Here is a 26,305-nt window from a genome sequence, read left to right as displayed (position 1 = left end):
AGCCATGTGCGGAATCGTTGGCTACGTCGGGTACCGGGACGCGCTCGGCGTCGTCGTTGACGCATTGCGCCGCATGGAATATCGCGGGTACGACTCCGCGGGCGTCGCAATCCTGGACGGAGCGGGCGCTCTCGCGGTCGAGCGCAAAGCGGGCAGGCTGGCCAATCTGGAGGCCGAGCTCGCCGAAACCGGGGTCGCCGGCTTCGCTGGTACCACCGGCATGGGACACACCCGGTGGGCGACGCACGGCGCGCCGACCGACCGCAACGCGCACCCGCACCGCGACATCTCCGGCAAGGTCGCGGTGGTGCACAACGGCATCATCGAGAATTTCGCGCCGTTGCGGCGCGAGCTGGAGAACGCGGGCGTCGAGCTGCTCAGCGACACCGACACCGAGGTCGCGGTGCACCTGGTGGCCCGCGCCTACGCCGACGGGCCGACCGCCGGTGACTTCCCGGCCAGCGCGCTGGCCGTGCTGCGCCGCCTAGAGGGCGCGTTCACGCTGGTCTTCACCCACGCGGACCACCCGGACGTGATCGTGGCGGCGCGCCGTAGCACCCCGCTGGTCGTCGGCGTCGGCAAGGGCGAGATGTTCATCGCCTCGGACGTCACCGCGTTCATCGAGCACACCCGCGAGGCGGTAGAGCTCGGTCAGGACCAGGCCGTGGTGATCACCTCGGACAGCTACAAGGTCACCGACTTCTCCGGCGCCGAGGACGGGGTGCGCACCCGCCCGTTCACCATCGACTGGGATCTGGCGGCCGCCGAGAAAGGCGGCCACGATTACTTCATGCTCAAGGAAATCGAGGAGCAGCCGACCGCGGTCGCCGACACCTTGATCGGGCACTTCACCACCGACGAGTCCGGCGGCCGGATCGTGCTCGACGAGCAGCGCCTCGCCGATCAGGAACTGCGCGAGTTCGACAAGGTCTTCGTGGTGGCGTGCGGCAGCTCGTATCACGCGGGTCTGCTGGCCAAGTACGCGATCGAGCATTGGACGCGCCTGCCCGTCGAGGTGGAGCTGGCCAGCGAGTTCCGCTACCGCGACCCGGTCCTGGACCGGTCGACGTTGGTCGTGGCGATCTCGCAGTCGGGTGAGACCGCCGACACACTGGAGGCGGTGCGGCACGCCAAGGAGCAGAAGGCGCGCGTGCTCGCGATCTGCAACACCAACGGCGCGCAGATCCCGCGCGAGTCCGACGCGGTGCTCTACACCCGCACCGGGCCCGAGATCGGCGTCGCCTCCACCAAGGCGTTCCTGGCGCAGGTGGCCGCGAACTACCTGGTGGGTCTGGCGCTGGCGCAGGCCCGCGGCACCAAGTACCCAGACGAGGTGGCGCGCGAGTTCCGCGAGCTGGAGGCCATGCCGAAGCTGGTCGAGCGGGTGCTGGAGACGGCGCCGCAGGTGCGCGCGATCGCCAGGGAACTGGCGCACGTGCCGACCGTGCTGTTCCTCGGCCGCCACGTGGGATACCCGGTGGCGCTGGAGGGCGCGCTCAAGCTCAAGGAGCTCGCGTACATGCACGCCGAGGGCTTCGCGGCGGGCGAGCTCAAGCACGGCCCGATCGCGTTGATCGAGGACGGACTGCCGGTGATCGTGGTGATGCCCTCGCCGAAGGGCCGCGCGGTGCTGCACTCCAAGCTGCTCAGCAATATCCGCGAGATCCAGGCGCGCGGCGCGCGGACGATCGTGATCGCGGAGGAGGGCGACGACACGGTGCGCCCGTTCGCCGACGATCTCATCGAAATCCCGTCGGCCCCAACCCTTTTCCAGCCACTGCTCTCGACCGTCCCGCTACAGATCTTCGCCGCCGAGGTGGCGCAGGAGCGCGGTTACGACGTCGACAAGCCGCGGAACCTGGCGAAATCGGTGACGGTCGAGTAGGTCTCGAAAGTGCTGCTCGGCCAGGCCCGACCCACCCACGACGCCGCGCTGTCCAGCGCGCTCGGGCAGGCGGCGGCCGAACCGGAACTGGCGCCGCTCGTCGCGGCCGTCGAGGCGTTGAACACGTCCGCGCGCGGTGCGCGGATGCGGGAGTACCGGCCGGTGTGACCGGACCTACTGGACGGTGACCGTGCCGCGCATCTCCGGGTGCAGGGTGCACAGGTAGCGGTAGGTGCCGGGCTGGGTGAAGGTGTAGCTCCACTCGCCGTTGTCGAAGATCGGGCTGTTGATGCCCATGGCCTTGTCTCCGATGCCCTGCACCGAGTGTGGCGCCTTGTCGGAGAACTTCCACCTGACGGTGTCGCCGACGCCGACCGTGACGTTCTCGGGCGAGAACTTCATGTCGTCCACGTCGACGGTGACGCTGGCGGCCTTGCGCTCGCCGGTCGGTGTCCCGGATGCCGACGTGGCCTGCGCGGTGCCGTTCCCCTCGGGTGCGGACTCGTCGGAGCCGCAGCCGGCCAGCGACAGCGTCGCGGCCACCGCGAACGCGGTGACGATCGGAGCGGACTTGGCGCGGCTAACCATCGGCATGATGTTCGAGCTTAGTGGCAGAGCCGGAGGCCGGAGCGGTCGGGAACGCCTGTCCGGCGGGCAGGGCAGAACCGCCGGGACTGTGGCACGGCGGATTTCGGTGCGCGAGAAGGTAGTGTCCGGGCGGGTGGCCAGCCCGAAGCAACCAGTGGAGGCGCCGATGTCCGTTCTGCGCGGCTATTTCACCGCCGACGAAGTGCGCGCGGCCGAGGCCGAACTGTTCACCAGGGTGCCCGAGGGGATCCCGATGCAGCGTGCGGCGCACGGCCTGGCGACGATCGTCGCGGGCGAGCTGCGCGCGCGGACCGGGGGCATCGCGGGGCGGGCGGTGACGCTGCTGGTCGGCTCCGGCGACAACGGCGGCGATGCCCTGTGGGCGGGTGCGAAATTGCGGCGACGGGGCGTGGAAGTGACGGCGGTGCTGCTCGATCCGGCCCGCGCGCACGCGAAAGGCCTTGCCGCGCTGCGTGCGTCGGGCGGGCGGGTACGCGAGGAAGTCGGCGTGCCCGATCTGGTCGTGGATGGCATCGTCGGTATCTCCGGGCGCGGTCCGCTGCGGCCGCGTGCCGCGGAAATCGTCGCGGGGGTGCGCGTTCCCATCGTGGCGGCGGATCTGCCGAGCGGCGTCGATCCGGATACCGGGGCGGTGGCGGGGCCCGCGGTGCGTGCTGCGGTGACGGTCGCGTTCGGTGCGTACAAGCCGGTGCACGCACTGGCGGCGCCGTGGTGCGGACGAATCGAATTGGTGCCCATCGGTTTAGAGCTTCCCGACCCTGAACTCGCCGCGCTCGAACCGGCGGAGATCGGTGCGCGGTGGCCGGTGCCGGAGTCGACCGACGACAAGTACACCCAGGGCGTCACCGGTATCTGCGCGGGCAGCGCGACCTATCCCGGTGCGGCCGTCTTGTGCACGGGCGGTGCGGTAGCGGCCACCTCGGGCATGGTGCGATACGCGGGTACCGGTGCATCGCAAGTGCTTACACATTTCCCGGAAGTGATTGCGGCGCAGAGCGTTTCCGACACCGGCCGGGTGCAGTCCTGGGTGTTCGGTCCAGGTGCGGGCACGGACGCGGACGCGCGCGAACGACTCGAGCAGATCCTCGCCACCGACCTGCCCACGGTGGTGGACGCCGACGGGCTGACCTTGCTCGCCGCGGCCCCCGACCTGGTGCGCGCCCGGACCGCGCCGACGGTGCTGACGCCGCACGCGGGGGAATTCGCTCGGCTGACCGGGCAGGAAGTGGGTCCGAACCGGGTCGGCGCGGTGCGCGAGCTCGCCGAGAAATGGCAGGTCACCGTGCTGCTCAAGGGTCGAGCAACCCTGGTTGCCGCCCCGGGCCGCCCGGTGCTCGTCAACGAGGCGGGCGGATCCTGGGCCGCCACGGCGGGCGCGGGCGACGTCCTCTCCGGTGTCATCGGCGCCCTGCTCGCCGCGGGCCGCGACCCCGCCTGGTCCGCCGCTGCCGCCGCCCGCGCCCACGCTTTGGCCGCCAACCTCGCCGCCCACGAGAACCACCCCACCGCCGCCCCGACCTCGGCGACTCCACTCCTCGGCCACCTTCGCGCGGCGATTCGCACGTTGCGTTCGTTGAGTGACTGAAGTTGTTCGAGGCAGAGTCCTGTCATATGGCGGTTGAAACCGCCGCGGCAACCACCATTTCACTCCGTCTCGATTTCGCCCTGCCTCCTTGCGTCTCTTTGGACGCAACCACAGTGGGCTCAAAGCTGCGCCAACCCACCTGACTGCGGGAGGTAAGGGGTACGGCACTCGTCGTGCCCAGCACCGCTTCGGGGAATCGACCAGCTCGCGCCGAATCGAACGGCCGCCGAACCCGGCGCCCGTCGGCCATGCATCCGCTCATCCGTCCAGCTCGCGGGAACTCCGAACCGCTCGCCGATTGCCGGGGAGTGACTGGCGGCGTTAGCCGGGTTGACGAGGGTCGACCCCAGCGCCTTGGACGCCATCGTTTCACTTCGACAACCACTTCCACCCCACCTCAACGCCCCCCGATCCCACGCCCGGTCCTCACCGATCACCCCTTGACAAACCGCGATGACCTGCGGAATCGGTACTCCCTGACAGTGCCGACACCCGGAATGGCAGGATCGGCTGTTGTGAGTGCGCAAGTGGAGACCGTCGTCGATCTCGATGCCATTGCCCACAATGTGCGGGTTCTGCGGGAGTACGCCGGGGACGCGGCGGTGATGGTGGTGGTGAAGGCCGACGGCTACAACCACGGCGCGGTGGAGGTCGCGCGGGCCGCGTTGGCGGCGGGGGCTCGGGAGCTCGGGACGACCACGATTCCGGAGGCGCTGGACTTGCGCGCGGCCGGGATCGACGCGCCGATTCTCTGCTGGCTCAACAACTCCGGCTCCGACTACGCCGCCGCGATCGCCGCCGACATCGAAATCGGCGTCTCCTCGCTCGCGCATCTGCGTTCGGTCGAGGCAGCGGCGCGGCGGATCGGCCAGACCGCGACGGTCACCCTCAAGGTCGACACCGGCTTGAACCGCAACGGCATCGCCCCGGACGAATACCCGAAGGTGCTCGCCGCACTGCGGGACCTGGTCGCGGAAGGCGTCGTGCGCTTCCGCGCGATCTTCTCGCACCTGGCGCACGCCGACGAGCCCGACCACCCGTTCCTCGACGTGCAGCGCGACCGGTTCATCGAGGCCATCGCCGACGCCGAGCGACACGGCCTGACGCCCGAGGTCACGCACCTGGCCAACTCCGCCGCCGCGGTCACCCGCCCCGACCTGGCCTTCGACATGGTGCGCCCCGGCATCGCGGTGTACGGCCTGAGCCCGGTCCCGGAGATGGGCGATTTCGGCCTGCGCCCCGCGATGACGTTCCAGGCCAGGGTCGCTCTGGTGAAACGGGTGGCGGCGGGCGAGGGCGTCTCGTACGGGCACCAGTGGATCGCGCCGCGCGACACCACCGTCGCCCTCGTCCCCGCCGGATACGCCGACGGCGTATTCCGTCCGCTGAGCGGCCGCTTCGACGTGTGGCTCGGCGGCGCGCGGCGCCCCAACGTCGGGCGCGTGTGCATGGATCAGTTCGTCGTCGACCTGGGCGACAACGCCGCGGGCGTGGCCGAGGGCGACACCGCGATCATGTTCGGCGCAGACCCGGACCAGCCCGTCGCCCAGGACTGGGCCGACGTGCTCGGCACGATCCACTACGAGATCGTCTGCTCGCCGCGCGGACGGGTGGCGCGGCGGCACATCGGAGCTTGCCCGTGCTGATGCCGTGTGCTGGACTCGTCGGCGTGCGTTCCGCCGACAGATGAGGGGTTCTCGATGCGAGCGCGACGACCGAAAGCACTGCGGGGCAACAACAATCACACGAACATCTGGCGCGGCGGAATGGCGACCGCCGGCATGGTCGGCGCGCTCGCCGGTGCGCACGCGCTGCGCCGCGCGGGCGCACGGGTGCTCTGGCCCGCGCGTCGCGACGAATACCGCGACGAGAACTTCGCGCTCATTGCCGAAGACCGGGCGGGTGCGGTCGTCACCGAAGACGGCGTCCGGCTCGCCACCCGCGAGTGCGGTCCGGTCGACGCGCCACTGACAGTCGTCTTCGTGCACGGCTTCTGCAACAGCATGGAGTCCTTCCACTTCCAGCGGCGTGATCTGGAAAAGCGCTGGGGCGCAGAGGTTCGACTCGTCTTCTTCGACCTGCGCGGGCACGGACGCTCCGGCACGCCGACCACCGAGAGCTGCACCGTCGCGCAGCTAGGTCGCGACGTCGGCGCGGTCATCGAGGCGACCGCGCCCACCGGACCGGTCGCGCTCGTCGGGCATTCGCTCGGCGGCATGGCCGTGCTCGCGGCGGCGGCGCAGTTCCGTGAGCTGTTCGCGCGACGGGTGGTCGCGATCGCACTGCTCTCCACCGCGGCGGCCGAGGTCACCGCGGCGGGCATCACCCAGCTGCTGCGCAATCCGGCGATCGACGGCTTCCGGCTCGCCGTGCACACCGCGCCCGCGCTGGTGCAGGCCGGTCGCTCGACGGTGCGGCACCTGATCACGCCGATCCTGCACGTGAGCTCGTTCCACGGTCCGGTCAGCCCGACGCTGTCCAGATTCACCACGCTGATGATCGACGACACCCCGGTGGAGACGATCGTCAAGTTCCTGAAAGCGATTGAACTGCACGACGAGTCGGCCGCCCTGCCGACGCTGGCCGGGCTTCCCGCGCTGGTGCTCGGCGGCGTGCACGACCTGGTGATCCCGTTCCGCAACTCGCGCGCCCTCGCCCGCGAACTGCCGAACAGCGAACTGATCCGCCTCGCCGAGGCCGCCCACATGCCGCACCTGCAATTCCCCGACACCGTCAACGACGCGCTACATCGGCTGCTGGTGCGCGCCGGGTTCTTCCGCGCCGAGGAGGGCGACGAGGCTTCGGCTGGGTGAAGCTTGCCGCGCCGGGTTCTTCAGTGTGGGGAGGCCGTCGTGGCGTCGGCGGGGCGATCGGCGGACGCGAGCCTGGCTCGCCGAGGAGGGCGATGAAGCGTCGGCGGGTGAGCGTCGATCGCGAAGCTGCTCGCGGCCGATCCCGACCGCGCCGGTACGCTCGACCCGATCAACGGCAGGGTGAGAAGGAGGTCGGCGGTGACGCAGCAACGGCGAACGCTGCCGACCGTGGAGGACACCGAGGCGCTCGGCCGCGAACTGGCCGCCGGACTCGGCGCGGGTGATCTCGTGGTGCTCGACGGTCCGCTCGGCGCGGGCAAGACCGCCTTGACACGCGGCATCGCCGAGGGCCTCGGCGTGCAGGGCCGAGTGAGCTCGCCCACCTTCATCATCGCCAGGCAGCACCGGGCGGGTCGGCGCGAAGGTGCGGCGCCGGTGCCGATGGTGCACGTCGACGCCTACCGGCTCGGCGGCGATCTGGACGAACTCGACGCGCTCGACCTCGACACCGATCTGCACGAGGCGGTGGTCGTGGTGGAGTGGGGCCTCGGGGTCGTCGAGCACCTCGCCGAGCGGCATCTGCGCGTCCTGCTGACCAGAGAACCGGAATCCGATGTGCGAACCGCGGTCTGGGAGTGGGTCGAGTAGACGCAGGTCACAGTGGGGCTGCCACCGGATCGGCCTGCGGAACTAGCTACTCGGTAGCTCCGCGCCGCGGCGAGGTACCACCCGGTATCGTTGGGCCAATCATGCTTGTACTAGCTGTCGACACCGCGACACCCGCCGTTACAGCGGGATTGGTGGAACTGGAGCAGGCCGCGCCCGATGCGGTCACCGCGACCGAGCTGCGCACCATCGCCTCGCGGGTCCGGGTCGATGCCCGCGCCCACGCCGAGGTGCTGACCCCGCAGATCCTCGAATGCCTCTCCGAGGCAGGCCGTTCCAGGACAGATATCGCCGCGGTCGTCGCCGGCGTCGGACCCGGTCCGTTCACCGGCTTGCGGGTCGGCATGGCGACCGCGGCCGCCTTCGGTGACGCGCTCGGCATCCCGGTGTACGGCGTGTGCAGTCTGGACGCGATCGCCTCGGACGCGTTCGCCCAGGGCGAGTTCGCCGCCGACGGCGAGCTGCTCGTGGTGACCGACGCGCGCAGGCGCGAGGTGTACTGGGCGCGCTACCGCGCCGGCATCCGGGTCGCGGGGCCGGATGTGGTCAAGCCCGCCGCGCTCGACCACGGCTCGGCCACGGTGATCGCGGGCTCCGCCTCGCACGTCGATCTGTTCGACCTGCCGGTGCTTCCGGTCGAGACGCCCTCGCCCGCGGGCTTGGTGCGCGTCGCCGCCGCCGAGCTGCTCGCGCGCGCCGTGCCGGAACCGCTGGTGCCGCTCTACCTGCGCAGGCCGGACGCGGTCGAGAACGCGTATCGCACCCTCGATCGGACGGGAGCGTGATGGTGGACGACGAAGTACGCGCCCACGCCTTCCACATCGAGCCGATGAACGCGGCCGACATCGAGCGCTGTGTCGAGCTCGAGCAGCTGCTGTTCCCGGAGGACGATCCGTGGCATGCGGTCGCCTTCCGCTCGGAACTGGCCGGGTCGCACAACCGCTACATCACCGCCCGCGCCGAGGACGGCCGGATGGTGGGCTACGCGGGCGTGGCGCTGCTCGGTGATGCCGAACACCCCGAGGCCGAGGTGCACACCATCGGCGTCGACCCGAGCTATCACCGGGCCGGCATCGGCACGCTGCTGCTGGAGGCGCTGCTCGCGGAGGCGGGCAAGCGCGGCGGACCGGTCTTCCTCGAGGTACGCACCGACAACGCGCCCGCCATCGCGCTCTACGCCAAGCACGGCTTTCACATCATCGGTCTGCGCAAGAACTACTACCACCCCAGCGGCGCCGACGCCTACACCATGCGCAGGCCGGAACTGACCGCGCTCCCGCTTCCCGACGAGGTGTTGTCGTGATCGTCATGGGCATCGAGTCCTCCTGCGACGAAACGGGAGTCGGCATCGTCCGCCGCGCTCCCGACGGCAGCTGCGAGCTGCTCGCCGACGAGGTCGCCTCCAGCGTCGACCAGCACGCGCGCTTCGGCGGCGTGGTACCGGAGATCGCCTCGCGCGCGCACCTGGAGGCGATCGTGCCCGCCATGCGCCGGGCGCTTTCCGCGGCGGGCATCGCCAAGCCCGACGCGATCGCGGTCACCATCGGCCCCGGCCTGGCGGGTGCCCTGCTGGTGGGCGTCGCGGCCGCGAAAGCGTATGCGGCGGCGTGGGATGTGCCGTTCTACGCGCTGAATCACCTCGGCGGCCACGTCGCGGTGGACACGCTGGAGCACGGGCCGATGCCGCCGTGCGTCGCGCTGCTGGTGTCCGGCGGACATACCCACCTGCTGCACGTCACCGATCTGGCCGAGCCGATCGTCGAACTCGGCAGCACGGTCGACGACGCGGCGGGGGAGGCCTTCGACAAGGTGGCCAGGCTGCTCGGTCTCGGCTTCCCCGGCGGACCCGCGCTGGACGCGGCCGCGGCCAGCGGCGATCCGAAGGCGATCGCGTTCCCGCGCGGCATGACCGGGCCGCGCGACCCGCGCTACGACTTCTCCTTCTCCGGTCTGAAGACCGCCGTCGCCCGCCACGTGGAGTCCGCGCAGCGCGCCGGCGTCGCGACCGAGGACCTGCCGATTCCGGATATCGCCGCGTCCTTCCAGGAGGCGGTCGCCGACGTGCTGACCATGAAGGCCATCCGCGCGGCCGAGGACGTCGGTGTCGGCACCCTGGTGCTCGGCGGCGGGGCCACCGCCAACTCGCGAATCCGCTCGCTGGCCGAAGAGCGCTGCGCGGCGGCTGGTTTGACGCTGCGGGTGCCGAAACCGCGGTTGTGCACCGACAACGGCGTGATGATCGCCGCCCTCGGCGCGCACGTCATCGCGGGCGGAGCGAAACCCTCGTCGCTCACGGTCGCCACCGACCCGGGCCTGCCGGTCTCGGTCAGCCAGATCGCCTGAGGCCGATCGCCTTCCGCTGGCGGCTGTCCTACCCCGTCTCAGTTGCGCGGAGCGAACTCGAGTTCCAGCAGCGGTAGTGCGGTCACCGTGCCCTGCCGGGCGGAGCCCGAATTGGAGCGGGGCATCGGGTACGGGATGCGGGTCTGTGCGGGCGCCTGGGGCGGGGCGCTCGCCGGCGGCGAGGGGAATGGGATCTGCGTCTGCGCGGGCGTCTGCGACGGGTCGCCCGTGGGCGGCGGTGGGCTGGTCGACGGCCCGTATTCCTCGCGGTTCTGCTGCGTGGGCACCGAGGAACCGCCGGGCGGATTCAGTAGCGGGCCCAGCAGTTCCGGGAACGGGATGGGCGGCAGGTTCGGGTCCGGACGCAGCGTCGGCTGGACCGACGGGATCGGCGCCGCCGTCGGTGTGGGTGTCGGCGACGGCGTGGACACGGCACCGGTGCGGGTCGACGACAGACCGGCGTCCTCGGTGACCGGCGGCGTCGCGCCGGTGGTCCGGCTGACCGGCTCGCGGGCGCCGGAGGTGTCGGTCCCCGCGCCGGTCTGCGGCGCGACCGTGACGGGCGCGGTGGGCACCAGGGCACTGCTCGTCGTGCCCGCGGGGGAGACCTCCTCGTCCGACGTCGGCGCGAAGGTCTTGAAGCCGTAGCCGATTACGAGGCCGACCACCACGATGGCTCCGGCGAGCGTGCCGATGACCTTGGTGAAGGTGCCCGCCGGCGCGTCGCCGCCGAGCGCGGCAACCGGGAAGCCGGACGGCTGTGCGGCATCGGCCACCAGCGCCGCGCCCTTGGCGATCACCGCCTCCGGATCGTCGACGGTGAGCACCGGCACGTCCAGCTCGCGTTCGAGTGTCTGCAGGACCGCGGGGATGTTCGCGCCGCCGCCGATGACCGCCACCGCCTGCGGTGACTTCGGCGCTCGCGCGAACACCGCCGCGGTGAACAGGGCGATGTCGCGCAGCAGATCGCCGATGAGTTCCTCGAAATCGGCCCTGGTCAGCTTGAGCGGGCGGCCCGCGACGTGGTCGATGGTGACCGCGGGCGTCACCGAGAGATGTTCCTTCGCGGCACGACCCCGGTTGGTCAGCATGCCGCGGTTCGGCCTGGTGCCGCGCCGGGCGTAGTGCACGTCGAGCAGGTGGTGGTAGATCAGGTCGTCGATCGCGTTGCCGCTGATCGCGTGAATGCGTTCGGAGCTCAGGACGTTGCCGCCGGCCTGCTCGGCGACGGTGACGCTCAGACCCGTCGCGCCGAGATCGACGATGGCGACCGTCTCGTAGCGGTCCAGCAGGCCGGTGTGGCGCAGGAAGGTGAGCGCGGCGGTGCCCTCCGGCACCAGCTTCAGCTCGCGCTGTTTGCCGGTGGCCGAACGGATCACCTGCGCCTGCTCCTTGCTGCGGTAGGCGACGGCGACGCTGGTCGGCGGCTTGCCCGCCGCCGCTTCCATACCCGTCGCGCCGGTGCCCGCGAAGCGGACGCCGACCGGCTGCGTGGGCCACGCGATGTCGTGCGGCGCTTGCTGAGTCGGCAGCTGGGTGGTCATCAGGTCGATCGAGGACGCGACGAGATCGCCGATGTCGGAATGGGCCGCGTCGGCGGAAACGACTCGGTAGTCGAAACTTTGGGCGCCGTTCGACGCCGTGGCGACCAGCGCCGAGCACACGACCTCGTTCCCGGCGGAGATGCCGAGGGACGTTCGCATGTTCACCTCCCTTCGAGCGGATGGTCATCGTGTCGCCGACCATCTCGAATGGACTTCCGGACCGTCGCCTTGTCGGCGAACGATCCGGACTCGGGATCCGGCCGGACCGCCGTCCGGGTGGGTCGCGGGAACCGGCTTGGGATCACGTGTGGACTTGCCCTCTGGTGAAGCTTTGTGGCGCAACGGAATCTGTGACGCTGTGCTACGTGCGAAGCTGTGCTACCTGTGACGCAGTACTACCTGTGACGCTGTGCTGGTTCTTTCGTGACGCTCGATGCCCCCCGCGGACGCCGGTTCGTGATGAACATGGCGGACCGAGGAACGACCGTCGCTAATACTGTCACAATCCGTTATCCGAACGTTACAGATTTCGCGAACCAATGGAAAGTCCCGAGGCCGTGGGGTGGCGAACCCTGGTCAGTGCAAAGTCGAACGTCCGGGCGTGTCGGAAAACGCCGACGCGCATTGGCACCGCCCGGCCTTGAGCGCTGGCACTCTCGTGTATAGAGTGCTAGTGGCACTGGTGAACACGGTCGGCCGGGCAAGCGTCCACCCTACGCGTTCGCCGGATGTCAGCAGTTGTGACTACTGAGCAGGGGTCCCGGCACCCGCGACGACGGGGCTATGCGCAGGGTCAGCACCGTGACCGAACCGATGGTCCGGGACAACAGTTCCGGACGACCGTAAATCCCCTGAAAGTGGAGGGCTCAACGTGGCGAGCGTGAACATCAAGCCGCTCGAGGACAAGATCCTCGTCCAGGCCAACGAGGCCGAGACGACGACGGCCTCCGGCCTGGTCATCCCGGACACGGCGAAGGAGAAGCCGCAGGAAGGCACCGTCGTCGCCGTCGGCCCCGGCCGCTGGGACGACGAGGGCGAGAAGCGCATCCCGCTGGATGTCCAGGAGGGTGACGTCGTCATCTACAGCAAGTACGGCGGCACCGAGATCAAGTACCAGGGCGAGGAGTACCTGATCCTGTCCGCGCGCGACGTGCTGGCTGTCGTCAGCAAGTGACCGCGCTCGGCGTGATCCGGATCGGATCGCGCTTCCCGGCCACGCCCGGGATCGAGTCGTAACGACGTTGCCCCGGTACCCCTCCCAGCGGGGCCGGGGCAACGTCGTTTCAGCCCACCGGGCGGCGACAGCACGGCCCCACCGGACCGAGCCCGTCGCCCAGGCATCCAAGGAAAAGGACTTATGGCAAAGCAGATCGAGTTCGACGAGAAGGCTCGCCGGGCTCTGGAACGCGGCGTCGACAAGCTCGCCGACGCGGTGAAGGTCACCCTCGGTCCGCGCGGTCGCCACGTGGTGCTCGCGAAGGCCTTCGGTGGCCCGACCGTCACCAACGACGGCGTCACCATCGCGCGCGACATCGACCTCGAGGATCCGTTCGAGAACCTGGGCGCGCAGCTGGTCAAGAGCGTCGCGACCAAGACCAACGACGTGGCGGGCGACGGCACCACCACCGCGACCGTGCTGGCCCAGGCGCTCGTGCGCGCCGGCCTGAAGAACGTCGCCGCCGGCGCCAACCCGATCGCCGTCGGCGCGGGCATCGCCAAGGCCGCCGACGCGGTCTCCGAGGCGCTGCTCGCCGCGGCGACCCCGGTCTCCGGCGAGAAGGCCATCGCGCAGGTCGCCACCGTGTCCTCGCGCGACGAGCAGCTCGGCGAGATGGTCGGTAAGGCGCTCACCACCGTCGGTAAGGACGGCGTCGTCACCGTCGAGGAGTCCTCGACGCTGGAGACCGAGCTCGTCGTCACCGAGGGCGTGCAGTTCGACAAGGGCTACCTCTCGCCCTACTTCGTCACCGACGCCGACACCCAGCAGGCCGTCCTGGAGGACGCGCTGGTGCTGCTGCACCGCGAGAAGATCAGCTCGCTGCCGGACTTCCTTCCGCTGTTGGAGAAGATCGCCGAGAGCGGCAAGGCCGTGCTGATCATCGCCGAGGACGTCGAGGGCGAGGCGCTGTCCACCCTGGTGGTCAACTCCATCCGCAAGACCCTCAAGGCCGTCGCGGTGAAGGCGCCGTTCTTCGGTGACCGTCGCAAGGCGTTCCTGGACGACCTCGCCGTGGTCACCGCGGGCACGGTCATCAACCCGGACCTGGGCGTCAACCTGCGCGAGGCGGGTCTGGAACTGCTCGGCAAGGCTCGGCGCGTGGTCGTCACCAAGGACGACACCACGATCATCGACGGCGCGGGCACCGCGGAGGACATCGCGGCCCGCAGCGCGCAGCTGCGCCGCGAGATCGAGGCCACCGACTCCGACTGGGACCGCGAGAAGCTCGAGGAGCGCCTTGCCAAGCTGGCGGGCGGCGTCGCGGTGATCAAGGTCGGCGCGGCCACCGAGACCGCGCTCAAGGAGCGCAAGTACCGCGTCGAGGACGCGGTGAGCGCGGCCAAGGCCGCGGTCGAGGAGGGCATCGTCCCCGGCGGCGGCACCGCGCTGGTTCAGGCGGGCGCCAAGCTCGTCGAGCTGCGCGACTCGCTGTCCGGTGACGAGGCTGTCGGCGTCGAGGTGGTGCGCAAGGCGCTGCAGGCGCCGCTGTACTGGATCGCCACCAACGCGGGCCTGGACGGCGCCGTGGTGGTCAGCAAGGTCGCCGAGGGCAAGGAAGGCTTCAACGCCGCCACCCTCACCTACGGTGATCTGCTCACCGACGGTGTCGTCGACCCGGTGAAGGTGACCCGTTCCGCGGTCGTCAACGCGGCGTCGGTCGCGCGCATGGTGCTCACCACCGAGAGCGCCGTGGTCGACAAGCCCGCCGAAGAGGCGCACGACCACGGTCACCACGGTCACGCGCACTGACGCGACGAGCGTGCGAAAGGCCCCCGGATGCGAGCGTCCGGGGGCCTTTTCGGCGTTCGGGGATAATGCGGCTCGACGGGACGCGTGATAGCGAGACCGGAGTCGAGTGGACGATTCGCGTTGGACCGCCCGGAGAAACCGGGACTGGCGAACGAGGACGAGGGGGGCGCGGCAACGCCCGTACCGGGCGGCGCGCCGAGAGTGATCGGCTAGGGCTCGATAGCACCGCAACCTCGAGCCTGCGGTGCGGCGCGCGAGGTCGCCGAAGCGAGAATCGGCCGCGCGGTGGGACGCGCGAGCCGCAGTGGTGAATCGTCGCTCAGGAGGCGACCGGGGGTTGCTCAGCGGCGATGGCCGCGAGCAACCGACCCCGGAGCGCGGCGGGCGGCGCGGTGGCCGTTACCGCCGCGAGCGCGGTCAAAGCGTCTTTGGCCTGTTGCACCTCTGCGAGGAACTCGGCGCGTAGCACCGGGTCCTCGCCGTCGAGCAATTCCTGAACAGCGTGATGGTCTTCGTCGTCGATCGATCCGAGCGCGACGGTGTGCGCGAGATCGATCTGGGCTTCGTTCATCTCACGTCACCCCCAAACTTTTCTTCAGTCGTGTCAATCCATCCCGAATCCGGGACTTAACGGTCGGTAACCCTACGCCGAGATAGGTGGCCACCTCCGCGTACGTCCGGCCGCCGTAGTAGGCCAGCGAGATGGCTTCTCGCTGAGTTTCCGTGAGGCCGGTGAGTCCTTCGAGGACCGCCTGCTGTTCGAGCCTGCGCTCGACCTCTTCGATCACCTCGTCGAACTCGTTGCCGAGAACCCTTATCCCGTAGGCGACTTCCCGTTGGGTATGGGCCTGCTCGGCGCGGACCCGGTCGACCGCGCGCCGATGGGCGAGCGTCATCAACCACGTCACCGCCGACCCCTTCGCGGGGTCGAAGCTGGCTGCGGTACGCCAGAGCTGGAGATACACCTCTTGCGTGGTCTCCTCCGCGTACCCCGGATCGTGCAGCACCCGGAGCACCAGACCGAACACGCGCGCGCACGTCCGGTCGTACAGTTCGGCGAAAGCTTCCTGATCGGACTGACCGCAACGGTGCAGGAGAGCGGCTAGTTCGATGCTTTCGGCTGCGCGTGCCGACACCGCAGAATCCACACTCGGTGGGAAGGCTTCTCTTCGGAACGAGTCGCCCTCTGCGGCTGGCGGCCGCGTTGTCACAACGCTCCATTCTGTGTCATCGGTCACTACCGTAGCGTGCCGCTATCGCCTCCTTCCAGTGGGGTGCCAGCAAACCGCAAGTAGCTCAGCTACTTTGCGGTGAACTCCCAAACGCCGGGCGAATTCAGATGTGACACGCCAACAGCTACCGCTCGCCACCGGGCCGACAGCCGTGCGGCTTCTGCCTCGCCGCGACCGCGGGTGCAGCGGTGGTGACCGCCTGATGCCGCGCGTCAGCGTCGGTCCCGAACTGCGACGGCGGTGTGCCGACGCGGTCCGGCCGGTGATCGTGCATCTGGTGTTTCAGTGGCCGGTTATTTGCTAGGCATTCGGCGCGCCGCGCGATGCGGATGGGTCGCGGATTCGCGTTGTGGCTGTCGGGCGACGGCTGGTCGCTGCTCAGACGGCCATGCGGCGGCGGTTACGCCGCGCGTGCATCTCGCGCTCGGTCTCCGACATGCCGCCCCAGATGCCATACGGCTCGCTGACTTTCAGTGCGTGGCTGCGGCACTGCATGAGCACCGGGCAGGCGCGGCAGATCTCCTTGGCTCGCATCTCGCGTGCGGTGCGGGCGCGCCCGCGTTCGCCGTCGGGATGGAAGAACACGGCGGAGTCCACGCCTCGGCAGGAACCTCGCATCTGCCAGTCCCAGACGTCGGCGTTCGGTCCGGGGAGGTGGGTCGGCATGGGCATGGTGAACTCCTCGTAATGCGAGCTCGTCGGCGTTGTCGAGCAGTTTGTCTGCAACAGTTGCGGAACGCATGCGATCGGCGGGTCCCGCGGTCGCCCGGCCGGTCGCTGCAATTTCGCGCGGCGCCGTCCGTGGCGATGAGCTACGTTAGGGGCAGCCGCGAAATTACGTCAATAGTTCGACGCACCGGTTTTCCAAATCCGCAATGGCGAGATTTAACCTACCCGTTGTTTACTTTTAACGGGGGTTCCGGTGATACTGTTCGGTTGGCCAGTACGTGGCTGGCCCGCCGCTGTCCGAGGCATGTGACTGTTTCCGCAGGTAGTCTGTCTTTTTTGGGAAAACTCACAGGTTACTGGTCCCATGGGGGACAGATAACCGCCGTGATGGTGGCCACCGTACGGGTGGTTGCCGAGGGTCGCTCAGATGGCGGAAACGGGGCGTAGAGGTTAATTGCGCGAAACGCGCGTGAATTTGCGTCGCGGATGATCGCGCAATGCCGACGCGAGATTTACCTGATGGAAACATGGGCCACGTACCAGAAATGCTGACAAGTTGCCAGGGGCGCGGACGCACTTTTACTACGCGCCGTCGTCGGCTGCGCTCGGTATAGAGTTCGCCCGTGTTCGCGCCAGTTCCGACGGTGGATGTCCGATATGAAGTCCTCGCTATGGGAGCCTTCGGGCCTCGTCCCGGCCTCGCCGCTGCCGAGTTGCCGGATGCCCCGGATGCCCTGAGTTCGTGGCACCGGGCGGTGATTCTCGGGGGGCAGGGGCGCTATGCCGCGGCACGCGCGGAACTGGCCGCGGTGCGGCGGCGGACGACCGATCCGGTCTTGCTCTCACTCGCCGCGAGCACCGCGGGCTCGCTACTGCGCCAACTCGGCTGGCATGTCGCGGCTTCGGGCCCGGACGGCAGAGCCGCCGCGCTGGCGTTGCCCGGCGGCGCACTCCAACCCGCCCCGCCGATCGGTTCCGCGCCGGACCGAACGGACGCGGTCTGCGACGCGCTCACCGGCTTGGCCGCCGACGCGCTCGGGGCGGGCCGCCTCGCGCTGGCGCGGCGGCTGCTCGACCGGAGCCGCGCCGCCCTCGATCCGGACGGCCTGCGATGGCGGGCCTGGATCCGCTGGCACTGGGTCAGCGCCGAGACGGCGTTGGCGTCCGGCGCGGCCGGCGCGGCGCTGCCGCACACGCGCGAAGCTCTGGCTCTCGCCGAGGCCGCGCCCTCGGTGCGGCACCGCGTCAAGTCCCGTCTCCTCGTGGCCGCCGCGACGGCCGCTTCGGGTGACTTGGAACACTCTCGCGCGCTGGCCGACACGGTCGCGGCCGAGTGCCGCGAGCACGATCTGCTTCCGTTGCGCTGGGCGTGCGCGATGCTGCGTTCCGGGCTCTCGGATCCGGATGCCACGCGCGAGGCCGAACGGTGTGCCGCCGGAATAGTCCGTCGTGGCGGGCGTTTTCGGCCACCGGGCGCCGCGTAGCTGTCGGCGCGGCGTTGTCGAGACAAGTGACCATGTTGCTCGGTTCCGCGCTGCCTATCGCTATTGTTAGATCCGTTCCGCCGCTTCAGCGGAAGCACAGGTCATCGGGCCGGTGCCACTTGTAACGCCAGGAATATCTCTGACGATGACGCACACGGGCGAAGAGTTGGACCTCGCCGTCGCTGCCGCAGCGCAGGGCGACAGATCCGCTTTAGCTCAGGTACTAGAGCTGATCCGCCCGCTGGTTGTCCGGTACTGCCGCGCGCGTATCGGCGCGGCGGAGCGTGGACAGCTCTCCGCGGACGACGTTGCGCAGGAGGTATGTCTGGCCGTGATGACAGCCTTGCCCAGATATCAAGACCAGGGCAGGCCCTTCATGGCCTTCGTATACGGAATCGCTTCGCACAAGGTCGCCGACGCACACCGCAACGCCGCCCGTAACAAGGCGGAGGCGATGGCCGAAGTACCAGATGTCATATCCACCGACCAAGGACCGGAGCAGCGCGCTCTCGAATCGGAAACCAGCAGGCAGATGAACCGTCTGCTCGCGACGCTTCCGGAGAAGCATCGAGAGATCCTGATCCTGCGATTGGTCATGGGTTTGTCAGCGGAAGAAACCGCGGTCGCCGTGGGCAGTACGGCGGGCGCGATACGGGTGGCCCAGCACAGGGCACTCGCGAAACTGAAGTCACAAGTGGCGAGGGCAGGTGAAATGTATGGCTAGGGATGGCGAGCGCGGTCGGGGTGACTGGAAGGCGCGACGTGGATCGCGAAACAGCGGTCCCTACGCCGGGGGGACTGGTGACACCGGACCGGTGGACATCGCAGCGGTACGCCGCGACGATGCTCTGATCGACGCCATCGCCAGCGATGGACCGGTACAGACCGATAGTGCGGAGGAGTTTCAGCTCGCCGCGCTGCTCGCGGATTGGCGCGCGGAACTCGTTTCGCCGCCGCTACCGGGAGATCCGGATCTGGACGCGGTCGTAGCCGCGGTCAACCAGGAGATCGGCGCGCGCAAGGTTCGAGTCGGCGCAGTCAACCGTGGCCGTCTTCGGCTTGTCGGTCCGATCACGGGTGCCGCGGCCGCATTGGCACTGGTCTTCGGCGGTGTGACGGCGTTCTCCTACAGCGCCGAACCCGGCGACCCGCTCTGGCGGGTCAAGGAGGTCGTGTTCAGCGAGCAGGCCCAGACCACCGTGGTGCAGCGCGCGGGCAACGAGCTGGACCAGGCCGAGCGTGCACTGGCCCAGAACAACCCGGCGCAGGCGAAGGCACTGCTGGAGCGGGCGTCGGTGAACGTGGACCAGGTCAGCGATTCCGGCAAGAAGCAGGATCTGCAGTCCGAGTGGCAACGGCTGCTCACGCAGCTCCGCGGCCTCTCTCCGGAGGCGGCGGCCGCGCTCGAGGAGGCGGTCACGTCGACTCAGCCACGGCCGAGCGGCACCACTGATTCCACTCCCACGACGACGCAGCCCGCGCAGCAGCAGACCACCATCACCAACCAGATGGTGCCGCCGGTCACGGCGACGACTCCGCCGACCACCGTGGCCGTGGAGCCGAGCCTGCCGCCGACACAGCCCACCAGGCCGACGACGCAGCAGCCGCCGGTGACCACCGTGCCGAACAACACGACGCCCGTCGAGGAGCCGCCGACGCAGGCGCCGCCCACCACGCAGGTGCCGACGACGGTTGTCGTGCCGAGCGTGGATGTCGGCGAACCGACTCAGCCTGCGACGCGGTCGCCGATCTTGGAGGACGGGCCGGGTACGGTCATCGTTCCCAGCGTGCCCGGGGGCATCACCCCGAGCAACTGAGCTCGAACGTAAGCGAATTCACCATCGAACGGCGACCCCTCGGTTGTCGGACGGATCGCCGGTAGTCATTACTTGTGGGCGAGGTGTCGAACGACACCCTGAAAAGATCGCGCGCACATTCGGCGTGTCGCGATGAACCACGCGAATATTGGCGCGTCGAACGATTGCCGACCGGCGGGTCGGCTTTCGTCGTTTCAGGGTGTGTGGGAACCGAGGTCAGCTGTCGAAGCCGTCGAACCCGTCGCCGTGGAAGGCTTCGTTCATCGACGCGTCCGCGTAGCCCCGGCAGTAATCCCAGGTGACGTACGCCTCGGGCGTCGGATCGTAGGCCGGCTCGTGCGGCCGCACCGTGCCGTCGACCAGCAACTGAAGCAGGTTGGCGCGCAACATGTCCCAGTCGTGGTAATGGTCCTGTCGGCAGTCCTCGCAGCTGACGACCAGCCCGCGGATTCCGCGGTGGGCCAGTAGCGCTTCGTAGACCGCGAGGTCGGCGAGATCCTCCTCGACCGCAAGGCGCTCGTGGGGATCCAGCGGTTCGCCGGGCTCGATGGCGTCGAGCGCGGCGGACGGGTCGGAGGGGTCTCCGGCGAACGGATCCGGCGGCAAGCCAGGTGGTAGATGGTCGCGCACACACCCACGGTACGCAGAACAGGGTGGTCTTCGCCAGCTATGTAGGGTGCCAGTTTCGCCATCGCGGCGTACCTCCGGCTGTGCGGTCCGTCGACGGACTCGCTTCGGCGGCGCCATTGGGCAGTTCATCGACGAGTTTGCGGGACAGATACCATGGGTGTCAGGCGCCGGACAGTTCTCGACACGCTGACCTCGCCGCCACCGTCCATCCCATCAGTTGTGTGCGACGCCGGTCCGTCCGGCGTCTCTCGCTTTCGACGTCCAGGAGGGGTCGATCCGAATGAGTAATCCCGTACCGGGCGAACGGCTCGCGGTCCGCCCCCCTACGGGTGGCGACGACCCGAACAAGATCGCCATGCTCGGCCTCACGTTCGACGACGTGCTGCTGCTGCCCGCCGCATCGGATCTGATTCCCAGCTCGGTGGAGACCTCGAGTCAGCTCACCAGGGAGATCCGGCTGCGCACCCCGCTCGTGAGCTCGGCCATGGACACCGTCACCGAGGCGCGGATGGCCATCGCGATGGCGCGCGCCGGTGGCATGGGCGTCCTGCACCGCAACCTCTCGGCCGCCGATCAGGCCGCGCAAGTGGAGACGGTCAAGCGTTCCGAGGCGGGCATGGTGACCGATCCGGTGACCTGTCGCCCGTCCGACACGCTGGCCGAGGTCGACGCCATGTGCGCCCGCTTCCGCATCTCCGGTCTTCCGGTGGTGGACGAGACCGGTTCGCTCGTCGGCATCATCACCAACCGCGACATGCGTTTCGAGGTCGACCAGAACCGCCGCGTCGCCGACGTGATGACCAAGGCCCCGCTGATCACCGCTCAGGAGGGCGTCACCGCGGAGGCAGCGCTCGGCCTGCTGCGCCGCCACAAGGTGGAGAAGCTGCCGATCGTGGACGGCAACGGCCGCCTGCGCGGTCTCATCACCGTCAAGGACTTCGTCAAGACCGACCAGTACCCGAACGCCACCAAGGACCGCGACGGCCGCCTGCTCGTGGGCGCCGCGGTGGGTGTCGGCGAGGACGCCTGGTCGCGCGCCATGACGCTGGCCGACGCGGGCGTCGACGTGCTGATCGTCGACACCGCGCACGGACACCAGGTGCAGGTGCTGCAGATGGTCGCCAAGGTCAAAGCCGAGGTCGGCGACCGCATCCAGGTGGTCGGCGGCAACGTCGCCACCCGTGCGGGCGCGGCCGCGCTGGTCGAGGCGGGCGCGGACGCGGTCAAGGTGGGCGTGGGCCCCGGCTCGATCTGCACCACCCGCGTGGTCGCCGGTGTCGGCGCGCCGCAGATCACCGCGATCCTGGAGGCCGTGGCCGCGTGCAAGCCGCACGGCGTTCCGGTCATCGCCGACGGCGGCATCCAGTTCTCCGGCGACATCGCCAAGGCCATCGCCGCGGGCGCGTCCACCGTGATGCTCGGCTCGCTCCTCGCCGGCACGGCCGAGTCGCCCGGTGAGTTGATCCTGGTGGGCGGCAAGCAGTTCAAGAGCTACCGGGGCATGGGCTCGCTGGGCGCCATGCAGGGCCGCGGCCAGGCCAAGTCCTTCTCCAAGGACCGCTACTTCCAGGACGACGTGCTCGCCGAGGACAAGCTGGTGCCCGAGGGCATCGAGGGCCGCGTGCCCTTCCGCGGTCCGGTCAACCAGGTGATCCACCAGCTCGTCGGCGGTCTGCGGGCGGGCATGGGATACACCGGCGCGCAGTCCATCGCCGAGCTGCAGGAAGCGCAGTTCGTGCAGATCACCGCGGCGGGTCTGAAGGAAAGCCACCCGCACGACATCACGATGACCGTCGAGGCGCCGAACTACACCGGTCGCAGCTGACGTAACCGGGTGCGGCCGGATCCGACAGCGTCGGTCCGGGTCGCACCCGGCGACCGGTCGCCGGGTGATCCCGCGGTATGAGGTGGTCCGACATATGAGCGCCCCTGCGCGGGTCGCCCACTCGGCAAGTCCGAACAAACCACGCTTGCCGTGCCGAATTGGTGCGCTGCGCTGGACGCGATTGCGCTCGCTCTGGACGAACCGTGCATGATTAACCTGTTCGCGAGTCGAAGCGACTTGGACCGGTCGCTCCCTCCCGACCACCTCGAGGGCGAGTCTTACGAGCCCGTTCGCGGCCGTCTCGCTTCCGAGCGGTCGAAGCGCATGCGACGCAGTCGCGAGTCTCGACCGCTCGGACGCGAGACAAAAGGGGCCGCGAACACGCCGCGCCGAAGGCGCGGCAATAAAACACAGCAACGTACAGACTGGGTTGGTGACTTCCACGCAGGCCGGTGCGCGCACCGAGATCGAACTACCGGCGAACAGACCGACACCACCGGTTCCGCACCGCGGGCACGGCCGGTTCGCTCAGGTCCCGCATATCGCGGGCACCGTGCTCGGTGTCTTCGCGGTGCTGTGCTTCCTGTGGAGCCTCTCGCCCGCCCTGCGCTTCCTGACCCACGTGCCGCGCCGCTACATCGACGACTACTACTTCGACGCGCCCGACACCAACCTCATGTGGGCGCTGATCGTCGGTCTGCTGGCCGGAGCGATCGCCAGCCGTAAGCGAATCGCCTGGTGGTTGCTCGTCGGCTATCTCACGCTCTTCGCGATGACCAACGCGTTGGATTTCGCCGCCGAGGGCAATATCGACGCGCTGGTCGCGATGATCGTGCAGCTCGGCGTGATCGGTGTGCTGATCGCGTCGTGGCGGGAGTTCTACACCAGGGTGCGCCGCGGCGCCGGCTGGAAGGCGCTCGGCGTCCTGCTCGGTGGGCTGGCCGCGGGCTGTCTGCTCGGTTGGGCGCTCGTCGAGCTGTTCCCCGGCACGTTGCCCGCGGGCTGGCAGCGGCCCGGCTGGGCGGTGTACCGGGTGACCGCGGCGATTCTGGTGGACAACGAGCACTTCGACGGTCATCCGCGTCCGTTCGTCAACTTCCTGCTCGGCCTGTTCGGCGCGCTCGCGCTGCTGGCCGCGGTGATCACCCTGCTGCGCTCGCAGCGCGCCGAGAACGCGATGACCGGCCTGGACGAGTCCGCGATCCGCGGCCTGCTGGACCGCTCCGACGTGGAGGATTCGCTCGGCTACTTCGCCACCCGCCGCGACAAGGCGGTGGTGTTCGCACCGAGCGGCAAGGCCGCCGTCACCTACCGTGTGGAGCTGGGCGTCTGCCTGGCCAGCGGTGACCCGGTCGGCACCACGGACGCCTGGCCGCAGGCGATCGATGCTTGGCTGCGGCTGGCCGACCGATTCGGCTGGGCGCCAGCGGTCATGGGCGCCAGCGAACACGGAGCGACCGCATACCGCAGGGCCGGGCTCTCCGCGCTGCGCCTCGGCGACGAAGCCATTCTCGACACCAGGAGCTTCTCGCTGGCGGGCCCGGAGCTCAAGCAGGTCCGCCAAGCCGCGAATCGGCTGCGCAAACACGGCATCTCGGTGCGCATCCGCCGTCATTCGGACATCCCCGCCGAGGAGTTCGCGCAGATCATCGCCCGAGCCGACGCCTGGCGCGACACCGAGACCGAGCGCGGCTTCTCCATGGCGCTCGGTCGGCTCGGCGACCGGCTGGACGGTGACTGCCTGCTCGTCGAGGCGGTGAACCCGCAGGACCGGGTGCTCGGCATGCTCTCGCTGGTGCCGTGGGGCCGCACCGGCGCGTCGCTGGAGCTGATGCGCCGCGACCCGCAGAGCCCCAACGGCGTGATGGAGCTGATGATCTCGCAGCTGGCGCTGACCTCGGAGCAGCACGGCATCACCAAGGTGTCGCTGAACTTCGCGGTGTTCCGCTCGGTGTTCGAGGAGGGCGGGCGGATCGGCGCGGGCCCGGTGCTGCGGCTCTGGCGCGGGGTGCTGCTGTTCTTCTCGCGCTGGTGGCAGCTGGAGGCGCTGTACCGGTCCAACGTGAAGTATCAGCCGCACTGGGTGCCGCGGTTCTTCCTTTTCGAGGAACGCAGGCAGTTGCCTAGAGTCGCGATGGCGAGCGGCCTGGCGGAAGGGTTCCTGCCGCGCATCGGCAAAGACCCCGAGACCGCCGTGCACACCGGTCTGCACAGCGCGGTGCCGGACACCGTCACCGGGCTGCACGCCGACGGCAGCGCGCCGGAAGCGCCGGAAATCGAACTCGCCGAACAATTCCCGCGCCGCCCTGAGCAGGTGCGGGTGCGGATGGACAAGCTGGACCGGCTGATCGAGGCGGGCATCGACCCGTACCCGGTCGCCTATCCCCCGACGCACACCGTGGCGGCGGCCCGGCGCTCGCCGCGCGGCACCACGGTCCGGGTGTGCGGCAGGCTGCTGCGCATCCGCGACTACGGCGGGGTGATCTTCGCGGTGCTGCGCGACTGGACCGACGACATCCAGCTGATGATCGACCGCGACCGGGTCGGCGCCGAGCGCAGCGCGGAGTTCGGCGAGTACTTCGACCTCGGCGACCTGATCGAGGTGAGCGGGCAGATCGGGCGCAGCCGACGCGGCGAGCTCTCGCTGCTCGCGGCCGACTGGCGGATGAACGGCAAATGCCTGCATCCGCTGCCGGACAAGTGGAAGGGCCTGGCCGATCCCGAAGCCAAAGTGCGCCAGCGCTACGTCGACATGGCCATCAGTCAGGAGTCCCGCGACGTGCTCGCCAAGCGCAGCGCGGTGGTGCGCTCGCTGCGCGACTCGCTGAACTCCTGGGGCTATCTCGAAGTCGAGACGCCGATCCTGCAACAGGTGCACGGCGGCGCCAACGCGACGCCGTTCGTCACCCACATCAACGCCTACGATCTGGACCTCTACCTGCGTATCGCCCCCGAGCTCTACCTGAAACGGCTGTGCGTCGGCGGCATGGAAAAGGTGTTCGAGCTCGGCCGCACCTTCCGCAACGAGGGCGTCGACTTCAGCCACAATCCCGAGTTCACCATCCTCGAGGCGTACGAGGCGCACAGCGACTACGAGCGCATGATGCACACCTGCCGTCACCTGATCCAGAACGCCGCGCTGGCCGCCAACGGCGCCATGGTCGCGATGCGGCCCGCGGCCGACGGCTCGTTCGAGGCCGTCGACATCTCCGGTGAGTGGTCGGTGAAGACGGTGCACGGCGCGGTGTCGGAGGCCATCGGGTCCACCATCACGCCGGAGACTTCGGTGGAAGACCTGCGCGAGCTGTGCGACACGGCCGCCATCCCGTACCAGCACGCCTGGGACGCGGGGCAGGTCGTGCTGGAAATGTATGAGCACCTGGTGGAATCGCAAACCCAGGAGCCCACGTTCTACATCGACTTCCCCACCTCGGTGTCGCCGCTGACCCGCGCGCACCGCAGCATTCCCGGCGTCACCGAGCGCTGGGATCTGGTGGCCTGGGGCGTCGAACTCGGCACGGCCTACAGCGAACTCACCGATCCGATCGAACAGCGGCGCAGGCTGACCGATCAGTCCATGCTCGCCGCCAACGGCGATCCGGAGGCGATGGAGTTGGACGAGGACTTCCTGCAGGCGCTCGAACACGCCATGCCGCCCACCGGTGGTCTCGGCATGGGCGTCGACCGGATCGTCATGCTGATCACCGGCCGCAGCATCCGCGAGACGCTGCCGTTCCCGTTGGTCAAGCCGCGCTGAGACTTTCGCGTCCGCCGCGAGGATCTCACGATGAGGGATTGCATCGGCGAAGGGTTAACGGTAATCGAGTCCTGCCGATAACCTTGGAGATTCGGCCTCGGGAGGAGGGGGCCGATACCTACGACGATCGGGATGGGACATATGTACGTTGACCTGTTGACCAATGCCAGCCTGCTGGATCCGTCCGTGTGGGCGAGCCCGGACACCTGGACAACGGCGATGGAATACACGGCCAAGAAAAAGAAGAAGAGCAACAACGGCCTGATCTTCGGCGGCATCTGCTGCCTGCTCGTTGTCATCGCCATCGCGGTCGGCATCTACCTCCTGCTCAACAAGCGCAAGAAGAACGACCAGCAGCCTCCGGCAGGTCAGCCGCCCTACGGCGGCCCGGGCCAGCCGCCCTACGGCCAGCCGCCGCAGGGTCAGCCCCCGTACGGTCAGCACTGACCGGCTCCGCCATTCGAAAAGCCCGGGCCGC

Annotated in this window: 23 protein-coding genes; 17 read left to right on the top strand and 6 right to left on the bottom strand. The window is 69.2% G+C overall.

Features of this window, described 5'->3' with window-relative positions:
• Window positions 1-4 precede the first annotated feature (4 nt).
• Together glmS and AB0H49_RS00940 are read left to right on the top strand one after the other, a co-directional pair.
• Window positions 5-1,885: a glutamine--fructose-6-phosphate transaminase (isomerizing) gene (glmS, locus tag AB0H49_RS00945; RefSeq protein ID WP_141807294.1), complete on the top strand. Its 1,881-nt coding sequence runs from the start codon at window positions 5-7 to the stop codon at window positions 1,883-1,885.
• A 9-nt stretch (window positions 1,886-1,894) separates the two neighbouring features.
• Window positions 1,895-2,053, top strand: a complete 159-nt coding sequence (locus AB0H49_RS00940; protein ID WP_357245735.1) for a hypothetical protein — start codon at window positions 1,895-1,897, stop codon at window positions 2,051-2,053.
• Between the two features lie 6 nt (window positions 2,054-2,059).
• Here the strand turns inward: AB0H49_RS00940 and AB0H49_RS00935 are convergent, their stop codons facing one another.
• Window positions 2,060-2,479 (bottom strand): cupredoxin family copper-binding protein, encoded by a 420-nt coding sequence (locus AB0H49_RS00935; protein WP_357245732.1) that lies wholly within the window; start codon window positions 2,477-2,479, stop codon window positions 2,060-2,062.
• Window positions 2,480-2,648: 169 nt separating this feature from the next.
• Between AB0H49_RS00935 and AB0H49_RS00930 the strand changes: the two genes are divergently transcribed.
• The 7 genes from AB0H49_RS00930 (at window position 2,649) to tsaD (ending at window position 9,901) form a co-directional block, all read left to right on the top strand.
• The gene (locus AB0H49_RS00930; protein WP_357246580.1) at window positions 2,649-4,079 is read left to right on the top strand and encodes an NAD(P)H-hydrate dehydratase; all 1,431 of its coding nucleotides are present in this window, start codon (window positions 2,649-2,651) and stop codon (window positions 4,077-4,079) included.
• Window positions 4,080-4,576: 497 nt separating this feature from the next.
• Window positions 4,577-5,725, top strand: a complete 1,149-nt coding sequence (alr, locus tag AB0H49_RS00925) for an alanine racemase (RefSeq protein WP_355000070.1) — start codon at window positions 4,577-4,579, stop codon at window positions 5,723-5,725.
• A gap of 54 nt (window positions 5,726-5,779) precedes the next feature.
• Window positions 5,780-6,892, top strand: coding sequence for an alpha/beta hydrolase (locus tag AB0H49_RS00920; protein ID WP_357245728.1), 1,113 nt, complete (start codon window positions 5,780-5,782; stop codon window positions 6,890-6,892).
• Between the two features lie 180 nt (window positions 6,893-7,072).
• A complete protein-coding gene (gene tsaE / locus AB0H49_RS00915) occupies window positions 7,073-7,540 on the top strand; it encodes a tRNA (adenosine(37)-N6)-threonylcarbamoyltransferase complex ATPase subunit type 1 TsaE (RefSeq protein ID WP_355000068.1) in 468 nt (155 codons plus the stop codon).
• 101 nt (window positions 7,541-7,641) lie between these two features.
• A complete protein-coding gene (gene tsaB, locus AB0H49_RS00910; protein ID WP_355000067.1) occupies window positions 7,642-8,343 on the top strand; it encodes a tRNA (adenosine(37)-N6)-threonylcarbamoyltransferase complex dimerization subunit type 1 TsaB in 702 nt (233 codons plus the stop codon).
• Entirely contained in the window at window positions 8,343-8,861 is a 519-nt protein-coding gene (gene rimI / locus AB0H49_RS00905) for a ribosomal protein S18-alanine N-acetyltransferase (protein ID WP_355000066.1), read from the top strand. Before tsaB ends, rimI begins: the two co-directional genes overlap by 1 nt.
• Window positions 8,858-9,901, top strand: a complete 1,044-nt coding sequence (gene tsaD / locus AB0H49_RS00900) for a tRNA (adenosine(37)-N6)-threonylcarbamoyltransferase complex transferase subunit TsaD (protein WP_355000065.1) — start codon at window positions 8,858-8,860, stop codon at window positions 9,899-9,901. The genes rimI and tsaD overlap by 4 nt, the downstream gene beginning before the upstream one ends.
• A gap of 38 nt (window positions 9,902-9,939) precedes the next feature.
• Here tsaD and AB0H49_RS00895 read toward each other — a convergent pair whose 3' ends face one another.
• Window positions 9,940-11,604 carry an Hsp70 family protein gene (locus AB0H49_RS00895; protein WP_357245725.1) on the bottom strand — a complete coding sequence of 555 codons (1,665 nt, stop codon included), beginning with the start codon at window positions 11,602-11,604 and terminating at the stop codon, window positions 9,940-9,942.
• A gap of 712 nt (window positions 11,605-12,316) precedes the next feature.
• Here AB0H49_RS00895 and groES point away from each other — a divergent pair.
• Both groES and groL read left to right on the top strand, forming a co-directional pair.
• Window positions 12,317-12,619 carry a co-chaperone GroES gene (gene groES / locus AB0H49_RS00890; protein WP_067784927.1) on the top strand — a complete coding sequence of 101 codons (303 nt, stop codon included), beginning with the start codon at window positions 12,317-12,319 and terminating at the stop codon, window positions 12,617-12,619.
• Between the two features lie 183 nt (window positions 12,620-12,802).
• A complete protein-coding gene (groL, locus tag AB0H49_RS00885; protein ID WP_355000063.1) occupies window positions 12,803-14,413 on the top strand; it encodes a chaperonin GroEL in 1,611 nt (536 codons plus the stop codon).
• A gap of 319 nt (window positions 14,414-14,732) precedes the next feature.
• Here groL and AB0H49_RS00880 read toward each other — a convergent pair whose 3' ends face one another.
• From AB0H49_RS00880 to AB0H49_RS00870, 3 genes are all read right to left on the bottom strand, one after another.
• Complete coding sequence (locus tag AB0H49_RS00880; RefSeq protein WP_355000062.1) at window positions 14,733-14,984, bottom strand: hypothetical protein; 252 nt, start codon at window positions 14,982-14,984, stop codon at window positions 14,733-14,735.
• A gap of 1 nt (window position 14,985) precedes the next feature.
• Window positions 14,986-15,561: a sigma-70 family RNA polymerase sigma factor gene (locus AB0H49_RS00875; protein ID WP_253810709.1), complete on the bottom strand. Its 576-nt coding sequence runs from the start codon at window positions 15,559-15,561 to the stop codon at window positions 14,986-14,988.
• 462 nt (window positions 15,562-16,023) lie between these two features.
• Window positions 16,024-16,317, bottom strand: coding sequence for a WhiB family transcriptional regulator (locus tag AB0H49_RS00870; RefSeq protein ID WP_067784918.1), 294 nt, complete (start codon window positions 16,315-16,317; stop codon window positions 16,024-16,026).
• A 668-nt stretch (window positions 16,318-16,985) separates the two neighbouring features.
• Here AB0H49_RS00870 and AB0H49_RS00865 point away from each other — a divergent pair.
• From AB0H49_RS00865 to AB0H49_RS00855, 3 genes are all read left to right on the top strand, one after another.
• Entirely contained in the window at window positions 16,986-17,798 is an 813-nt protein-coding gene (locus tag AB0H49_RS00865) for a hypothetical protein (protein ID WP_357245720.1), read from the top strand.
• 145 nt (window positions 17,799-17,943) lie between these two features.
• On the top strand, window positions 17,944-18,522 hold the full coding sequence (locus tag AB0H49_RS00860) for a sigma-70 family RNA polymerase sigma factor (RefSeq protein WP_067784912.1): 579 nt from the start codon (window positions 17,944-17,946) through the stop codon (window positions 18,520-18,522).
• Between the two features lie 91 nt (window positions 18,523-18,613).
• On the top strand, window positions 18,614-19,615 hold the full coding sequence (locus AB0H49_RS00855; protein WP_355000060.1) for an anti-sigma-D factor RsdA: 1,002 nt from the start codon (window positions 18,614-18,616) through the stop codon (window positions 19,613-19,615).
• 216 nt (window positions 19,616-19,831) lie between these two features.
• Here AB0H49_RS00855 and AB0H49_RS00850 read toward each other — a convergent pair whose 3' ends face one another.
• Window positions 19,832-20,245, bottom strand: coding sequence for a DUF5319 domain-containing protein (locus tag AB0H49_RS00850; RefSeq protein ID WP_011207424.1), 414 nt, complete (start codon window positions 20,243-20,245; stop codon window positions 19,832-19,834).
• A 280-nt stretch (window positions 20,246-20,525) separates the two neighbouring features.
• On the opposite strand from AB0H49_RS00850, the gene guaB reads away from it, so the two are divergent.
• The 3 genes from guaB to AB0H49_RS00835 all read left to right on the top strand — a co-directional run bounded on the left by guaB (window position 20,526) and on the right by AB0H49_RS00835 (window position 26,274).
• Window positions 20,526-22,070, top strand: a complete 1,545-nt coding sequence (guaB, locus tag AB0H49_RS00845; RefSeq protein ID WP_355000059.1) for an IMP dehydrogenase — start codon at window positions 20,526-20,528, stop codon at window positions 22,068-22,070.
• A gap of 433 nt (window positions 22,071-22,503) precedes the next feature.
• Window positions 22,504-25,827: a bifunctional lysylphosphatidylglycerol synthetase/lysine--tRNA ligase LysX gene (gene lysX / locus AB0H49_RS00840; RefSeq protein WP_357245716.1), complete on the top strand. Its 3,324-nt coding sequence runs from the start codon at window positions 22,504-22,506 to the stop codon at window positions 25,825-25,827.
• A gap of 156 nt (window positions 25,828-25,983) precedes the next feature.
• Window positions 25,984-26,274 carry a hypothetical protein gene (locus AB0H49_RS00835; protein WP_354998237.1) on the top strand — a complete coding sequence of 97 codons (291 nt, stop codon included), beginning with the start codon at window positions 25,984-25,986 and terminating at the stop codon, window positions 26,272-26,274.
• Window positions 26,275-26,305 lie beyond the last annotated feature (31 nt).

Source organism: Nocardia sp. NPDC050713 (assembly GCF_040654315.1).
In the GTDB taxonomy this organism is placed as follows: domain Bacteria; phylum Actinomycetota; class Actinomycetes; order Mycobacteriales; family Mycobacteriaceae; genus Nocardia.
The sequence above is the reverse complement of the archived record's forward strand: the minus strand, read 5'-3'. Positions and strand labels throughout refer to the sequence as shown.

What these genes read in the sequence shown, in the direction of transcription:
- glmS (WP_141807294.1), top strand. Translation starts at nt 5, where the DNA reads ATGTGCGGAATCGTTGGCTACGTCGGGTACCGGGACGCGCTCGGCGTC.
- AB0H49_RS00935 (WP_357245732.1), bottom strand. Translation starts at nt 2,479, where the DNA reads ATGCCGATGGTTAGCCGCGCCAAGTCCGCTCCGATCGTCACCGCGTTC.
- alr (WP_355000070.1), top strand. Translation starts at nt 4,577, where the DNA reads ATGGCAGGATCGGCTGTTGTGAGTGCGCAAGTGGAGACCGTCGTCGAT.
- AB0H49_RS00920 (WP_357245728.1), top strand. Translation starts at nt 5,780, where the DNA reads ATGCGAGCGCGACGACCGAAAGCACTGCGGGGCAACAACAATCACACG.
- tsaB (WP_355000067.1), top strand. Translation starts at nt 7,642, where the DNA reads ATGCTTGTACTAGCTGTCGACACCGCGACACCCGCCGTTACAGCGGGA.
- rimI (WP_355000066.1), top strand. Translation starts at nt 8,343, where the DNA reads ATGGTGGACGACGAAGTACGCGCCCACGCCTTCCACATCGAGCCGATG.
- AB0H49_RS00895 (WP_357245725.1), bottom strand. Translation starts at nt 11,604, where the DNA reads ATGCGAACGTCCCTCGGCATCTCCGCCGGGAACGAGGTCGTGTGCTCG.
- groL (WP_355000063.1), top strand. Translation starts at nt 12,803, where the DNA reads ATGGCAAAGCAGATCGAGTTCGACGAGAAGGCTCGCCGGGCTCTGGAA.
- AB0H49_RS00880 (WP_355000062.1), bottom strand. Translation starts at nt 14,984, where the DNA reads ATGAACGAAGCCCAGATCGATCTCGCGCACACCGTCGCGCTCGGATCG.
- AB0H49_RS00870 (WP_067784918.1), bottom strand. Translation starts at nt 16,317, where the DNA reads ATGCCCATGCCGACCCACCTCCCCGGACCGAACGCCGACGTCTGGGAC.
- AB0H49_RS00865 (WP_357245720.1), top strand. Translation starts at nt 16,986, where the DNA reads ATGGGAGCCTTCGGGCCTCGTCCCGGCCTCGCCGCTGCCGAGTTGCCG.
- AB0H49_RS00860 (WP_067784912.1), top strand. Translation starts at nt 17,944, where the DNA reads ATGACGCACACGGGCGAAGAGTTGGACCTCGCCGTCGCTGCCGCAGCG.
- guaB (WP_355000059.1), top strand. Translation starts at nt 20,526, where the DNA reads ATGAGTAATCCCGTACCGGGCGAACGGCTCGCGGTCCGCCCCCCTACG.